13 protein-coding genes are annotated in these 14,150 nt (G+C 51.2%); 3 read left to right on the forward strand and 10 right to left on the reverse strand.

Annotated elements, in window-relative coordinates:
* Positions 1–79: 79 nt before the first annotated feature.
* Positions 80–1,591 (reverse strand): threonine ammonia-lyase, biosynthetic, encoded by a 1,512-nt coding sequence (gene ilvA / locus ACIDE9_RS12030; protein ID WP_411994995.1) that lies wholly within the window; start codon positions 1,589–1,591, stop codon positions 80–82.
* A 95-nt stretch (positions 1,592–1,686) separates the two neighbouring features.
* Here ilvA and rpiA point away from each other — a divergent pair, with 95 nt between their 5' ends.
* Positions 1,687–2,349: a ribose-5-phosphate isomerase RpiA gene (gene rpiA / locus ACIDE9_RS12035; RefSeq protein WP_411995007.1), complete on the forward strand. Its 663-nt coding sequence runs from the start codon at positions 1,687–1,689 to the stop codon at positions 2,347–2,349.
* Between the two features lie 72 nt (positions 2,350–2,421).
* Positions 2,422–3,126 carry a phosphate signaling complex protein PhoU gene (phoU, locus tag ACIDE9_RS12040; protein ID WP_019883784.1) on the forward strand — a complete coding sequence of 235 codons (705 nt, stop codon included), beginning with the start codon at positions 2,422–2,424 and terminating at the stop codon, positions 3,124–3,126.
* Positions 3,127–3,193: 67 nt separating this feature from the next.
* Here phoU and ACIDE9_RS12045 read toward each other — a convergent pair whose 3' ends face one another.
* A complete protein-coding gene (locus tag ACIDE9_RS12045) occupies positions 3,194–3,466 on the reverse strand; it encodes an oxidative damage protection protein (protein WP_194755040.1) in 273 nt (90 codons plus the stop codon).
* 77 nt (positions 3,467–3,543) lie between these two features.
* Here ACIDE9_RS12045 and ACIDE9_RS12050 point away from each other — a divergent pair, with 77 nt between their 5' ends.
* A complete protein-coding gene (locus ACIDE9_RS12050; protein WP_194755041.1) occupies positions 3,544–3,939 on the forward strand; it encodes a diacylglycerol kinase in 396 nt (131 codons plus the stop codon).
* A 63-nt stretch (positions 3,940–4,002) separates the two neighbouring features.
* On the opposite strand, the gene ACIDE9_RS12055 is transcribed toward ACIDE9_RS12050, so the two are convergent.
* The 8 genes from ACIDE9_RS12055 to rimP all read right to left on the reverse strand — a co-directional run bounded on the left by ACIDE9_RS12055 (position 4,003) and on the right by rimP (position 13,662).
* The gene (locus tag ACIDE9_RS12055; RefSeq protein WP_411994996.1) at positions 4,003–6,036 is read right to left on the reverse strand and encodes a TonB-dependent receptor; all 2,034 of its coding nucleotides are present in this window, start codon (positions 6,034–6,036) and stop codon (positions 4,003–4,005) included.
* Between the two features lie 99 nt (positions 6,037–6,135).
* Positions 6,136–6,450 (reverse strand): hypothetical protein, encoded by a 315-nt coding sequence (locus ACIDE9_RS12060; protein WP_194755043.1) that lies wholly within the window; start codon positions 6,448–6,450, stop codon positions 6,136–6,138.
* A gap of 48 nt (positions 6,451–6,498) precedes the next feature.
* Positions 6,499–7,548 carry a histone deacetylase gene (locus ACIDE9_RS12065; protein ID WP_411994997.1) on the reverse strand — a complete coding sequence of 350 codons (1,050 nt, stop codon included), beginning with the start codon at positions 7,546–7,548 and terminating at the stop codon, positions 6,499–6,501.
* Positions 7,549–7,623: 75 nt separating this feature from the next.
* The gene (gene truB, locus ACIDE9_RS12070; RefSeq protein WP_411994998.1) at positions 7,624–8,523 is read right to left on the reverse strand and encodes a tRNA pseudouridine(55) synthase TruB; all 900 of its coding nucleotides are present in this window, start codon (positions 8,521–8,523) and stop codon (positions 7,624–7,626) included.
* Between the two features lie 18 nt (positions 8,524–8,541).
* Complete coding sequence (rbfA, locus tag ACIDE9_RS12075) at positions 8,542–8,898, reverse strand: 30S ribosome-binding factor RbfA (protein WP_411994999.1); 357 nt, start codon at positions 8,896–8,898, stop codon at positions 8,542–8,544.
* Positions 8,898–11,600, reverse strand: coding sequence for a translation initiation factor IF-2 (infB, locus tag ACIDE9_RS12080; protein ID WP_411995000.1), 2,703 nt, complete (start codon positions 11,598–11,600; stop codon positions 8,898–8,900). The genes rbfA and infB overlap by 1 nt, the downstream gene beginning before the upstream one ends.
* Positions 11,601–11,667: 67 nt before the next feature.
* A complete protein-coding gene (nusA, locus tag ACIDE9_RS12085) occupies positions 11,668–13,134 on the reverse strand; it encodes a transcription termination factor NusA (protein WP_194741151.1) in 1,467 nt (488 codons plus the stop codon).
* A 39-nt stretch (positions 13,135–13,173) separates the two neighbouring features.
* A complete protein-coding gene (rimP, locus tag ACIDE9_RS12090; protein WP_194741150.1) occupies positions 13,174–13,662 on the reverse strand; it encodes a ribosome maturation factor RimP in 489 nt (162 codons plus the stop codon).
* Positions 13,663–14,150 lie beyond the last annotated feature (488 nt).

Below are 14,150 nucleotides of genomic sequence, written 5' to 3' on the forward strand. Positions count from 1 at the left end.
CGCGGCCCACGACTACTTTTCACATCATCACCGCCAATGTAGGCTGCAAACAGCCACCATATTGGCTATTTATAACCAACTACCCTAAAAACAAGCGATAGGCAGGGTTCTGGCTTTCATCCCAGCAAGGGTAACCCAGTTGCTGCAGAAACTGCTCAAATGCCACTTTATCCTCTGGCGGCACCTGCATCCCCACCAGCACACGGCCAAAATCGGCGCCATGATTACGGTAGTGAAACAAGCTGATGTTCCAGTTGTGACCCATGGATTCGAGAAAGTTCATTAAAGCGCCAGGTTTTTCCGGGAACTCAAAGCGATAAACCACCTCGTTTTGCGCTTGTGGCGCGTGACCACCCACCAGATGGCGTAGGTGCAATTTGGCCATTTCATTATCGCTGAGATTCAAGGTTGGCAAGCCTGCAGCTTCAAGCGTGTTGGCAATCTCCGCCGCTTCAGCCGGATTGTGCACGGCCAGGCCGACAAAAATATGCGCCTGCTTGGCATCAGAAAAACGGTAATTAAATTCCGTGATATTCCGGTTACCCAATTGACGGCAAAAGGCTTTGAAAGCGCCCGGCGTTTCCGGAATCGTCACCGCAAACACGGCTTCGCGGTGTTCACCCAACTCGGCCCGTTCGGCAATAAAGCGCAGGCGGTCAAAGTTCATATTGGCGCCAGAGGCAACCGCAATCATGGTTTTGCCTTGCAACTGGTGTTTTTCACTGTAGGCTTTCAAGCCGGCTAACGCCAGGGCGCCTGCAGGTTCGAGAATGCTGCGCGTGTCTTCAAATACATCTTTAATCGCGGCACACACTTCATCGTTATCGACGACAATCATTTCATCCACATACTGCTGCACCAAAGCAAAGGTATGCTCGCCCACCTGCTTCACCGCAGCACCATCTGCGAACAAGCCCACTTGCTCCAGCATCACGCGCTGACCAAGCTTCACTGACTCCGTCATGGCTTCGGCATCTTGCGCCTCGACACCAATCACTTTGATTTCTGGGCGCACGGCTTTGATGTACGCGGCAATGCCTGCCAGCAAGCCGCCGCCGCCAACGCAGCAGAAAATCGCCTCTATCGGCTCTGGATGATCCTGCACAATTTCCAGCGCAATCGTGCCCTGGCCGGCAATCACGTCCGGGTCATCATAAGGGTGCACAAAGGTCAGGCCTTCAGTTTGCTCGACTTTAAGGGCATGCGCATAGGCGTCGGAATAGCTATCGCCAAACAGCACCACCTCGGCCCCGCGCGAGCGCACGGCATTGACCTTGATCGCAGGTGTTGTTGTGGGCATCACAATCACGGCTCGGCAGCCCATTTTTTGCGCACTGAGCGCCACACCTTGCGCATGGTTGCCGGCACTGGCACAAATCACACCACGTGCCAGTGCATCGGGCGGTAAATTGGCCATTTTGTTATAAGCACCACGCAGCTTGAATGAAAACACCGGCTGCATATCTTCACGCTTCAATAACACACGATTTTTAAAGCGCGCAGACAGGTTAGGCATCTCATCCAAAGGTGTGTGTCTGGCTACAGCATAGACTTGGGAGTGTTCGATTTTTTCGCGGTAATTGATGGTCATGAAAGGCGTTAAGATTTTAAAACCGCAGGGTTGCAGTGTATGATAGAGAATTGTTTGTATTATAAAGAATTAATCAAGGATTGAAGCAAATGGCAATGGATAAAGCACAACAAGACGCACTGAAACTGGAAGTTGCGAAGGCCGCGGTCACCTATGTTAAAGACGGCATTATCGGCGTGGGCACCGGCTCAACCGCCAACTTTTTTATTGATGAACTGGCCAAAGTAAAACACAAAATCACCGGCGCGGTGGCCAGCTCAGAAGCCACAGCAGAACGCCTGCGTGGTCACGGCATTGAAGTGTTTGACTTGAACAGTGTCGACAGCCTGGATATTTATGTGGATGGCGCAGACGAAATCACAGAGCACATGCACATGCTTAAAGGCGGTGGCGGTGCATTAACGCGTGAAAAAATCGTGGCAGCCGTGGCCAAATCCTTTATCTGTATCTGTGACGAAAGCAAATTCGTACCAGTATTGGGCAAATTCCCGCTGCCGGTAGAAGTGTTGCCAATGGCACGTAGCCATGTCGCACGTGAACTGGTGAAACTGGGTGGCCAGCCAAAACTGCGTGATTTCACCACCGATAACGGCAACCTGATCCTGGACGTACACGGCCTGACCATTAGCGACCCGATCACACTGGAAGCCAAAATCAACGCCATCGTTGGCGTCGTCACCAACGGCCTGTTTGCGGCGCGTCCGGCTAACGTCTTATTGCTAGCTACACCAAACGGCGTCAAAACCCTGACAAAGTAATTGCAAAATTATCACGAAGTTGTCATATTGTGCTGGTAACCTGCACCGGCACAATAATTAGGAAAATTTGTCATGCAATTTGAACATACCTCTAAGCAATATGATGTTGAACTGGAATCAGTACGTGCCAAGGTTCTGGAAATGGGGGGACTGGTTGAGCAGCAGATTGTGAATGCGCTGGAGGCACTCACCAGTGCCGACGTGAATCTGGCCAAGGATGTGATGGAGCGTGACACACGCGTCAATGCACTCGAAGTACAAGTCGACGAAGATTGCAGCCACATCATCGCCCGCAGACAACCTGCTGCACGTGATTTGCGCATGATCATGATGATGGTAAAAACCATCACCGACCTTGAGCGTATTGGCGACGAGGCCACCAAAATTGCCCGTACAGCACAGCGCATCTATGAACAAGACCGCATGTACAAACCCCGTTTTAACGAGATTAAAACCATGGTTGGGATTGTGCGTGAAATGCTACGTACCTCATTAGACTCTTTCGCCCGCCTGGACGTGAGCCAGACAGTAGAAGTAGCCAAGCAAGATGAGCAAGTGGACGAGCAGTTCCGCGCCGCCATGCGTCAACTGATTACATTTATGCTGGAAGATCCACGCACCATTTCCATGTCACTGGAAGTGCTGTTTGTGGCGAAAGCGATTGAGCGTATCGGCGACCATGCCAAAAATATTTCTGAATACGTCGTCTATATGGTGAAAGGCAAAGATGTGCGCCACACCAGCTTGGAAGACATTCAGCGCGAAACGCAATCTTAAGATGGTTGTAAAACAAAAAAGCACTCCCAGGAGTGCTTTTTTTAATCGCGGCCATCAAGCTGATGCATTAAGCGCTGGGCGGCACGTAACCACTTGCGACATCAGCACCATCGCCAAAGAAATATTTTTCAGTCTGCTCGGCCAGATATTTTCTGGCACTGGCATCAGCCAGGCTCAAACGGTTTTCGTTAACCAGCATGGTTTGCTGCTTCAACCAGCCTGCCCAGGCCTCTTTGGACACGTGCATATAAATCTTTTTGCCCAACTCGCCCGGGTAAGGCGGGAAATCCATGCCCTCAAGCTCTTTGCCCAGTTTCACACATTGCACCAATCTTGCCATGTTCGTTCCTCACTACACTGCTAAAAGCGCTATCATAGCGCATGTTAAAATCTGATGTCGCATTTTAGAGATAATCCATGCAAAACAATCAATCATCCAGCCACCAGGAAAGCCCGTTTAAAGGCAAAACTGGTCTTCGTCGCTTAATCAATGCTTTTGGCTACTCCATGGATGGCTTTAAAGCCGCCTACCAACATGAAGATGCCTTCCGCCAGGAGGTCTGGCTGTCGCTGGTATTGATTCCATTGGCGTTTTATCTCGAAGCAGAAGCCTTGCACCGCATCCTGATGGTCGGCAGCGTGCTGTTGGTGATGATTGTCGAGTTACTGAACTCAGCCGTAGAGGCCGTGGTTGACCGCGTGTCTATTGAGCGCCACGCATTAGCCAAACGCGCGAAAGATATTGGTAGCGCCGCCGTGTTGCTAGCATTGATTAACCTAGCAGTCGTTTGGGGCTTGATCCTGCTGGGTTAATATCACCAGTTGCACCAATAAAAAAGGTTGGCAATGCCAACCTTTTTTATTACTCAAACATCTTTAGAAATCAGCCCGTGCACCGACCAAAATAGACCGCGCCCCTGCTGGCGAAATATCCTTGAGGAAAGACGCGTGTTCGCGAATTTCATCATTAAGCAGGTTATTGGCCTTGGCAAATAACTCGACGTGATATTTCACAGGCAACTTGTACGCAACCAGGGCACTCAGGTTGGTGTAACCGTTGGTTTTCAACTCGTTCTCAGCCACATCGTTTTGCTTAAAGGCATGCAACACATCTACACGTGCATTCCAGCCGCCCAGATGGTAATCCAGGCCACCGCCTAGGCGCAAAGGTGAGATACGCGGAAGATAGTCATTATTGCGCGTGTCTTTGGCATGTACATAGTCCCCACGTAACTTCAGCGCCCACTCATCATTCAAGGCAAACTTACCTTCCAGCTCCACGCCTTTAAATAGGGCAGGGACAGCTCTGAACTCAGCTTCAGGCAACAACTCGCCATCGACCAGCACATCGTTGCCCGTGTTGAACAAGCCAATAAAGTTTTTAAACCTGGTAGCATAAGCCCCCAAAGTGACGCTATTGCCACCGGACTTCCACTTCAATTGCGCATCGATACCATTCGAACGCTCTTTTTTCAGCTGTGTACTGCCGACCTCATATTGACCTGTCGCAATGTGCGCACCGTTGGCATATAACTCAAAATAACTTGGCGCACGCTCATTGTGTGACAAGTTAAATGTCGCGTTCCAGTTGTCATTGATCGCATACAACCCACCCAGGGCGAAGCTATTCGGGTTAAAGCTGTTGTTTTGCCCGGCACCGAAATTGGTACTGTCGGCGGAATTAACCGTGGTTTGACCCGTGCGGCCACCAAACGTGAGCTTGTGCTGGTTAATCGCATACTCTTCATACACATACACGGACTGATCTTGCGTGGTCACACTCGGCACAAAGGCCTCTTCGCCCAAGGCCTGGAAACGCGTATTCTGGAACTGGTAACCTAACACCCCATTAATACCGGCAATCGGCGCGTGCGTCGCTTCCAGGCTCCCCTGAACACCGCGATTTTTAAATGTCGTTCCAACCACACCATCTTCCAGCTCAACGTGCTGATAATCCGTATGGGCCATGCGCAATTTGAGTTTTTGCAACGGCCCCTTTAAATCGCGCACTTCACCCGCCAGCTCCAGGCGTTTGTTTTGCATGTCGATGCGCACACTGTCTTCGGCCACTGTGCCATAGTTATTATTGGAGTCCGCATAAGACACACCCAGGTATCCGGTATCAAAGGTCCAGGCAGCGCCCAACGCACCGCCATTCGCCAGCGCATCGCTATTATTCAACTTACCATTGCCCTTGCTGTCGCGCGGCGTACCATCAGCCCTGCTTTTACGCTTGGACACAGCATAGCCTGGAATCTCCAGGTTGCTGGTTTCACGGCTATAGACATCGGCATGTAATGCAAATGTGCCGTTACCGACATCCATCACCGCTGCGCCGTTACGCGTATTATCCGGTCCGCCAAAACGCGCTTCTGCCCGGCCGGTATAACCATCCAAAGACTCTTTGGGGATACGGTGGTCAATCGCATTCACTACGCCACCCATGGCACTGCCGCCATATAGCAAGGCCGCAGGTCCACGCACCACATCAATTTGTTCAATAATCAGTGGGTCTATGCCAACGGCATGGTCAAAACTGAGGGAAGACGCATCCAGCACACCGACGCCGTTTTGCATGATGCGTACACGCTCACCATCCATGCCGCGGATAATCGGGCGCGAGGCATTGGGGCCGAACTGCGTCGCAGTGACCCCAGGAATACCATTCAGTGTTTCACCCAGCGTGCCCTGGCGGCGCAGGCTTAATTCGCGGCCACCAAGCACGGACACCGGAACGACCATATCATCCGAGGCTACCCCCAAAGGATTACCCGTTACCGGCACTTGATCAAGGTCGATGTTGGCAGCGTTATCCGCAGCGAATACAGGGTTAGTTAATGCAGCCATCATCGCCAGCCATAGCGGTTTGTGACGCCAGGAATGTGGCGCCATGCTTTTGATCATATTCATTGTTATTTCCAGATACGATAGAGACAGTGCGCGTTGCACTGTACTCAGAATAAATAAGCGCCAGAGATGGCTAATGCCAATCCAGGAGCGCGATTAATATCAGGCGGAAATAATGAAAGGCGGGGCGCGCGCAGAATAAACGGCGACGCAACTGGTAATAACCGCGAACACTGCGGCGATTGGAGGAGTAAATGCGTTAAGCGGAGGCAAACTCCACTTCGGCGCTTGTGTCAGCGCACCTGCGGCATGCGCCAGGCTGATACACAAGGTACAAGGTTCATTGCCTTGTTTTTTGTCGGGTTGGGACTGCTGCGTCAGCTCTTTGATATGGCTGATTTCGTGCGTGGCAATGCCAGTTTGCGCAATGGCAAACAGCACCGACAACAGGAAATAGACATAAAAACGCTTTAACATATTGAATATATTAACATATATTTATGACAATCGAATGAATTGCCACCGCTAACGCAACAAAGCCGTAAGAATCGCTTCCACGGCATTGGCATTTTGCACGGGCACATAGCCCCCTTCCAGCATCCACAGCATACGTCCTTGCGCATAAGCATCCGCCAGCTGCTTTATGCGGATAGCGATGTTGCCATAGCCCGCATCAGAATATTGTAATGCCCCCAAACGATCACCTGCATGTGCATCCAGCCCAGCCGATACCAGGATAAGTTGCGGACGGAATTGCTGCATGGCAGGCACCAGCTGCTGGTCTAATGCGTGCAAAAGCACCTGCTCGTTGCTGCCTGGGGGTACGTCCACATTCATCGTGTAGCCGAGCCCGGCACCAACACCCTGCTCAGAAGGACGGCCACTGCCGGGATATAGCGGGTGCTGATGCGCACTAAAATAAAAGACGCTGTTATCTGCCTCAAAAATCTCTTGCGTGCCATTGCCATGATGCACGTCGATATCGACAATTAAAATGCGTTGAATGGCATAACGCTGCTGGGCATAACGCGCAGCAACGGCGATATGGTTGGTCAGGCAAAACCCCATCCCGCGATCGCGGGTGGCGTGATGGCCGGGTGGGCGCACCAAGGCAAATGCCAGCGGTGATGGCTGAGACATCACCGCATCGATGCCCGCCATCCCGGCGCCGGAAGCCAGTGTCGCCACGGCCAGCGAGTGCTGCGAAATCACGGTGTCGCCGGTACTGAGTGGTCTGTGTGTGCCAGCAGGCACGCGTGCTTGCTCGGCATTCAGCAAATCCAGATAGGCGGCGCTGTGTACGCGCAATAAATCTGCGCGCGTAGCCGCAGCAAAAGTCGGCCACCGTAAAAACGGCTGCAAGGACTCATGATGCTGCAATCGCTCCACAATCGCACTGACGCGACGCGCTTGCTCCGGATGCTCAGGCCCGGGATCGTGCGCTTCAAAGCGTGTGTCGTAGAGCATAGTGATTGGTGTCTTGCCAGAGATGGCGGTAGCGCCATCCTGCGCAGCAGCCTCAGGCATGCATGGCAGTAACAGACTCAACACAATGGGAGAAAAGTATCGTTTCATGGATACCCTATTAAATAGGATGATCCAAGGATTGTAGAAACTTGCAGTGGCAAGTCAAGCGGCTGAATAGCCAGCTTACAGGTTGACGACGCGTTTGGGCGCGATGCGGCCATCACGCTGCTGAAAACCGACGCCCAGAAACAGGCCGACCTCACTATAAATACGCAGTTCGCCTGCCGGAATACTGCCTGACACCCATACCGGATTGCCCTGTTTGAAATAATAGGCAGCATCTTCTTGCAACAAGATTTTAGGTAATGCGGTGATCGCGGTATCGACTGGCAGCAACAAGGCATCACGCTGTTCGATGGTCATCTGCTCCAGTGCTTCAATAGTCACCGTATGCGCAATCTGGTAAGTGGCAGTCGCCGTGCGGCGTAACGCGGTTAAATGCGCGCCAGCCTGCAAGGCTTTACCGATATCCTCGCCCAGGGTGCGGATGTAAGTGCCTTTGCTACAGGTGACTTCAATCTCTGCACTGTTATCCGTACAGCCCAACACTCGCAACGCATAAATAGTCACCTGGCGTGGCTGACGCTCCAGTTCTACGCCATCGCGTGCGTATTCATACAAAGGCTTGCCATTGACCTTGAGCGCAGAATACATGGGCGGCACCTGCGTAATTTCACCCATAAACTGCGGCAACACGGCTTCAATACTTTCACGCGTAATATGGCAATCGACCTGGCTGATCACATCGCCTTCTTTATCGCCAGTCGTCGTCGTGACACCAAACTTAACTGTGGCGACATAAGTTTTATTTTCGTCGGTGAGATGCTGGGCAAACTTGGTGGCTTCGCCCAAACAGATTGGCAACACGCCTGTCGCCAATGGGTCCAGCGTGCCGGTATGCCCGGCCTTTTGCGCCTGATATAACCATTTAACCTTTTGCAGGGCCTGGTTGGAGGAGAAGCCATACGGCTTATCGAGCAATAACACGCCGCTCACAGCGCGTTTAATGCGTTTGGTTTGCATGGCGAAAGAAGATAAAAATTAGTCTTGCGGAGGGGTATCGGACAAAGCCTGATTGATCAGCCTGTCCATATGCATGCCGCGGTCTATGGATTCATCATAGACGAAATGCAATTGTGGCACAGTACGGATCATCATGCGCTTGCCCAATTGCGAACGCAGAAAACCAGCCGCTTTTTCCAGCCCGGCCTGCAAGCCCTTGCTGTTTTTTTGCGCCGTATAAAACACCTTGGCGTGTGCCATATCACCAGCGACCTCAACACCAGTCAAGGTCACCATCTGCACACGCGGGTCTTTGACCTCGAACATGAGCAAATCCGCCAGTTCACGGCGCATTTGCTCTGAGACACGGTCGTTTCTTGAAAATGCTTTAGCCATTAGAGTGTACGTGCCACTTCCACGACTTCATAGACTTCCAGGATATCGCCCACTTCAATCTCATTGTAGTTCTTGAGTGACAGGCCGCATTCGAAGTTATTTTTAACTTCTTTAACGTCATCTTTGAAGCGCTTCAAGGAGTCCAGTTCGCCGGTGTGAATAATCACATTGTTGCGCAGTACGCGTACTTTGGAGTTGCGTTTAACCACACCATCCTGTACGTAACAACCAGCCACAGCGCCGACTTTAGAGATACGGTAAACTTCGCGAATCTCAACGGTACCAATCATTTGTTCTTTTTGCTCTGGTGCCAACATGCCACCCAAAGCCGCCTTGATTTCATCAACCGCTTCGTAAATGATGTTGTAGTAGCGCAAGTCTACATCCAGGTTTTCGACTAGTTTACGGGCACCGGCGTCAGCACGCACGTTAAAGCCGATCAACACCGCTTTAGACGCCGCAGCCAGGTTGACATCAGACTCGCTGATCGCACCCACTGCCGTGTGAATGATATTGACGCGCACTTCGCTGGTAGACAGTTTCTGCAAGCTGGTGGTCAAGGCTTCGAAAGAACCCTGAACATCTGACTTGATAATCAGGTTCAGTGTCTGCACTTCGCCTTCAGCCATTTGCTCAAACATGTTTTCCAGTTTAGCGGCTTGTTGTTTAGCCAGTTTCACATCACGGAACTTGCCTTGACGGAACAGGGCGATTTCACGTGCCTTGCGCTCATCATTCAGCACAATGGTTTCTTCACCGGCGCTAGGCACGTCAGACAAGCCCAAGACTTCTACCGGAATCGAAGGACCGGCTTCTTTAATGTCATTACCGTTTTCGTCCAGCATGGCACGTACACGGCCATAAGCAGTGCCTGCCAGCAACATGTCACCACGGCGCAGTACACCGGATTGCACCAACACGGTAGACACCGGGCCACGGCCTTTATCCAGGCGACCTTCAATCACCAGGCCTTTGGCCGGGGTATTTTGTGGAGAAGTCAGCTCCAGCACTTCCGCCTGCAACAGCACGGCTTCCAGCAGTTCGTCAATGCCTTTACCAGTTTTGGCAGACACTTCACGGAACATGGTGTCACCGCCGTACTCTTCCGGCACCACTTCATGTGTAATCAATTCGTTTTTAACGCGCTCTGGCTGTGCTTCCGGCTTATCAATCTTGTTGATCGCCACCACGATAGGCACGTTACCGGCCTTGGCGTGGTGAATCGCTTCAATGGTTTGTGGCATCACGCCGTCATCAGCAGACACCACCAGAATAACAATATCCGTAGCCTTGGCACCGCGTGCACGCATGGCGGTAAACGCCTCGTGGCCAGGGGTGTCGAGGAAAGTCACCATACCGCGCGGTGTTTCTACGTGGTAAGCACCGATATGCTGCGTAATGCCACCGGCTTCGCCTGAAGCCACACGGCTGCGGCGGATGTAATCCAGCAAGGATGTTTTACCATGGTCAACGTGACCCATCACCGTCACCACTGGTGGACGTGCTTCCATCACGGCTTCAACCGTTTCGGTCTCTTCCAGGAAGCTTTCCGGGTCGTTAGCCGCGGCAGCTTGCGCTTTATGGCCCATTTCTTCGACCAGAATGATCGCTGTATCTTGATCCAGAACCTGGTTGATGGTCACCATCATGCCCATTTTCATCAAGGCCTTAATCACTTCCGCCGCCTTGACTGACATCTTATGTGCCAGGTCAGCCACAGAAATGGTTTCAGGCACCATGACTTCTTTGATCAAGGGCTCAGTCGGCGCATTGAATGCATGTTGCTCATCTTTGCTTGATTTGTGGTGTTTACCTTTCGGTGTACGCCAGCCTTGGGCGCCACCAGCAGGGGCATCACCGCGAGTTTTAATACCGCGTTTTTTGTTTTCGTTATCTGTCCAGTCACGGTTATCGGTCTTGGCTTTTTTGTCTTTGCTTTCAGGTTTGTCAGCCACTTTGTTGGCTGGTTTGTGCAATGTACCTTCAGACAACTTGGTCGCAGCCGGCTTGTTTTTAGCCGCTTCGGCCTCAGCCTGGCGTTTTGCCTCTTCCTCAGCACGACGCTGAGTTAATGCCTGCTTACGTTTCACATCTTCAGCCTGCAGAGCTGCCAATTTAGCTGCGCGTACTGCTTCATGCTCACGCAAAGCAATTTCCTGTGCAGAAAGCACAGCCGCTTTTTTCGCGACAACAGGGGCCTCAACCACAGGGGCAGGCGCAGGCTCTGCAGCCGGTGCCTCAACGGGTTCAGGTTCTGGCTCAGGCAATACTTCAGCCACCTCTTCAACCACAGGTGCTTCAGCAATGACTTCTTCAACCTCTACGGGCAACTCTTCCAACACCTCAGGCAAGGCACTTTCAGCTTCATCGTAGGCCGCATCGGCTGGCTGCTCATAGCCAATTTCCGGGCGCTCCAGCACGCGTTTTTTGCGCACCTCTACCTGAATTGTACGTGCTTTACCTGAACTATCGAGTTTTTTGATCTCGGTGTTTTGTTTGCGAGTTAAGGTGATTTTGTTCTTGGGGGCATTTGCCGCACCATGCTCTTTACGCAAGTAATCCAGCAAGGCAGCTTTGTCACCTTCTTCCAAAAAATCATCCACAGACGTTTTGTTAACGCCTGCGCTTTTCAGTTGCTCGATGAGCAGAGTCGTTGGAAGACCCAGCTCTGCGGCAAATTGTGCGACGGTTGAAAGTGCCATGTACTGCTCCAGTTCAATTACTTTATTTTTTAATTAAGATGTATGCATGATGTCTTAACCGCATAGGTTACTTAAACCAAGGTGCACGCGCGGTCATAATTAACGACTTGGCACGCTCTTCATCTATTCCTGTCAATTCGACCAACTCATCGACGGCCAGCTCAGCCAGATCTTCACTGGTATGGATTTCGCTCGCAGCCAGCTTATGCGCCGTATCTGCGTCCATGCCTTCCAGTGTCATCAAATCGTTGGTGTCTTCTTCGACCTTCTCTTCTTTGGCAATCGCCTCTGTCAGCAACGCAGCACGCGCACGTGAGCGCAGCTCATTGATGGTGTCTTCATCAAAGGCTTCGATTTCAGCCATTTCAGCCAAAGGTACATAAGCGATTTCTTCCAGGGTGCTAAAGCCTTCTTGCACCAGGATGTCTGCCACTTCTTCATCCACATCCAGCTTCTCAATAAACAGCTGGCTGATTTTGGCGTATTCGTCCTGGCTCTTCTGTGCAGCGGCTTCTTCGGTCAGAATATTCAAGTTCCAACCAGTCAGCTCCGATGCCAGGCGCACGTTTTGACCGTTACGGCCAATCGCGACTGCCAATTGCTCTTCGCTCACCACCACGTCCATGCTGTGCGCATCTTCATCGACAACGATAGAGCTTACTTCAGCAGGCGCCAGCGCATTAATCACAAACTGTGCTGGATCCATGCTCCACAAAACGATGTCCACACGCTCGCCACCGAGTTCAGACGTTACCGCCTGTACACGTGAACCACGCATACCCACGCAAGTACCCACTGGGTCTAGGCGCTGGTCATTGGTTTTCACTGCAATTTTAGAACGCAAACCTGGATCACGCGCCGCAGAGCGAATCTCTAATAAACCTTCTTCAATTTCGGGCACTTCCAACTCAAACAAACGTTTGAGGAAGTCTGGCGCCACACGTGACAGAATCAGCTGTGGGCCACGGCCACCACGGTCAACACGGGATAGGTATGCACGCACGCGGTCACCCACGCGCAGGTTTTCCTTCTGGATCATGGCTTCGCGTGGCAACAGACACTCGATACGACCGACTTCAATAATCGCGTTGCCTTTTTCCATACGCTTGATCACGCCAGTGACCAGGCTCTCGCCGCGGGCCAGGAAATCCTGAATCATTTGCTCACGCTCAGCTTCGCGCACTTTTTGCAAAATGACTTGTTTGGCAGCCTGTGCGCCGATACGGCCAAAGGAGATAGACTCTAAAGGCTCTTCGGCATAATCACCAATTTGTCTGCTAGCAGCACGCTCGTCTTCTTCATCGAATTGGTAAGCAGAGCTTTCCAGCAGGTCGTATTCCACATATTGCCAACGTCTGAAGGTTTTATAGTCACCTGTTTCGCGGTCAATCTCCACGCGAATATCGGCACCTTCTTCATGGTTCTTTTTCGTTGCAGAAGCCAATGCCAGTTCCAAGGCAGTAAAAATCACCTCTTTATCCACATTTTTTTCGTGGGCCAGGGCATCAACCAACAACAATAATTCACGACTCATCGTAATCTCCAACTCACCGTACGGATTAGCTATAACAAATTAATCAAAGACAGGGCTCAAACGAGCCTTATCAATATTATCCAGCGACAATCTATAAACCCAGCCATCGCACTCAACTACTACTTTACCTGCTTCAACCCCTTGCAACAGCCCCAAGAAAGTCTTCCTTGGCAGGCTGGTTTTAGTCGCTTTAGGGCCATCATCCTGAATGCCGACGCGCAATTTAATTTGCGCACGCTCACCGGCAAAGCGCACAAAATCTGCTTCTTTACTCAGCACACGATCCAAACCGGCAGACGATACTTCAAGACGGTCATAATCAATGTCCAGCTCAACCGTGAGCACATTGCCAAGCTGATTGCTCACCAACACACAATCATCAATCGTCACGCTGTCTTTATTGTCTTTCGGCGTGAGCTTGTCGATAAACACGCGCAGCAACTTACCACGATTGGAGGTTTCAAAATCAACCAACTCATACCCCAACTGGGTAACCGTCTTTTCAACCACCGAATGCAAATTTTGCATACGCACCCTTAATTCAAAACGTTACGTCCGAAAACAAAAAATGGGCGTAACGCCCATCTATCATTTCGATTATACCAAATTTCCGTTTAAATTCAAAGCTGCAGATACGATACCCCGCAGTCAACATAGCACAGCAAACCATCTGCAAATTAGCAGCCATTCAGCCGCATTTCTTAATAGCCCACTTGGGTCAATGACAGCAGCATGTGACTCTTTTACTATGCATAAAACGAGGGAGAAGACACCAATCAACAACCGCTCTAGCGGTGCAAATAATGAGCAGTCGCAGTACAGATTTCATGGCAGTCTATTTTGATTCTATCTTAATAGACATTGACAACCCGGTGCTTGCACCGGGTTTTTTTCTGCTCAGCGATAAAGAAATAAAGAATTGAGAATGGTGGAGACAGCCAATAAAAAAGGCCTCAACACATGGTGCTGAGGCCTTTTTAGAATAGGAGCTTGGGGATGACCTACTTTCGCATACG

The sequence above is a fragment of the Methylophilus sp. 'Pure River' genome (assembly GCF_046765995.1).
GTDB lineage: Bacteria > Pseudomonadota > Gammaproteobacteria > Burkholderiales > Methylophilaceae > Methylophilus.

Coding starts and splice junctions, on each gene's coding strand:
- ilvA (WP_411994995.1), bottom strand. CDS start 1,591: ATGACCATCAATTACCGCGAAAAAATCGAACACTCCCAAGTCTATGCT.
- rpiA (WP_411995007.1), top strand. CDS start 1,687: ATGGATAAAGCACAACAAGACGCACTGAAACTGGAAGTTGCGAAGGCC.
- phoU (WP_019883784.1), top strand. CDS start 2,422: ATGCAATTTGAACATACCTCTAAGCAATATGATGTTGAACTGGAATCA.
- ACIDE9_RS12045 (WP_194755040.1), bottom strand. CDS start 3,466: ATGGCAAGATTGGTGCAATGTGTGAAACTGGGCAAAGAGCTTGAGGGC.
- ACIDE9_RS12050 (WP_194755041.1), top strand. CDS start 3,544: ATGCAAAACAATCAATCATCCAGCCACCAGGAAAGCCCGTTTAAAGGC.
- ACIDE9_RS12055 (WP_411994996.1), bottom strand. CDS start 6,036: ATGAATATGATCAAAAGCATGGCGCCACATTCCTGGCGTCACAAACCG.
- ACIDE9_RS12060 (WP_194755043.1), bottom strand. CDS start 6,450: ATGTTAAAGCGTTTTTATGTCTATTTCCTGTTGTCGGTGCTGTTTGCC.
- ACIDE9_RS12065 (WP_411994997.1), bottom strand. CDS start 7,548: ATGAAACGATACTTTTCTCCCATTGTGTTGAGTCTGTTACTGCCATGC.
- truB (WP_411994998.1), bottom strand. CDS start 8,523: ATGCAAACCAAACGCATTAAACGCGCTGTGAGCGGCGTGTTATTGCTC.
- rbfA (WP_411994999.1), bottom strand. CDS start 8,898: ATGGCTAAAGCATTTTCAAGAAACGACCGTGTCTCAGAGCAAATGCGC.
- infB (WP_411995000.1), bottom strand. CDS start 11,600: ATGGCACTTTCAACCGTCGCACAATTTGCCGCAGAGCTGGGTCTTCCA.
- nusA (WP_194741151.1), bottom strand. CDS start 13,134: ATGAGTCGTGAATTATTGTTGTTGGTTGATGCCCTGGCCCACGAAAAA.
- rimP (WP_194741150.1), bottom strand. CDS start 13,662: ATGCAAAATTTGCATTCGGTGGTTGAAAAGACGGTTACCCAGTTGGGG.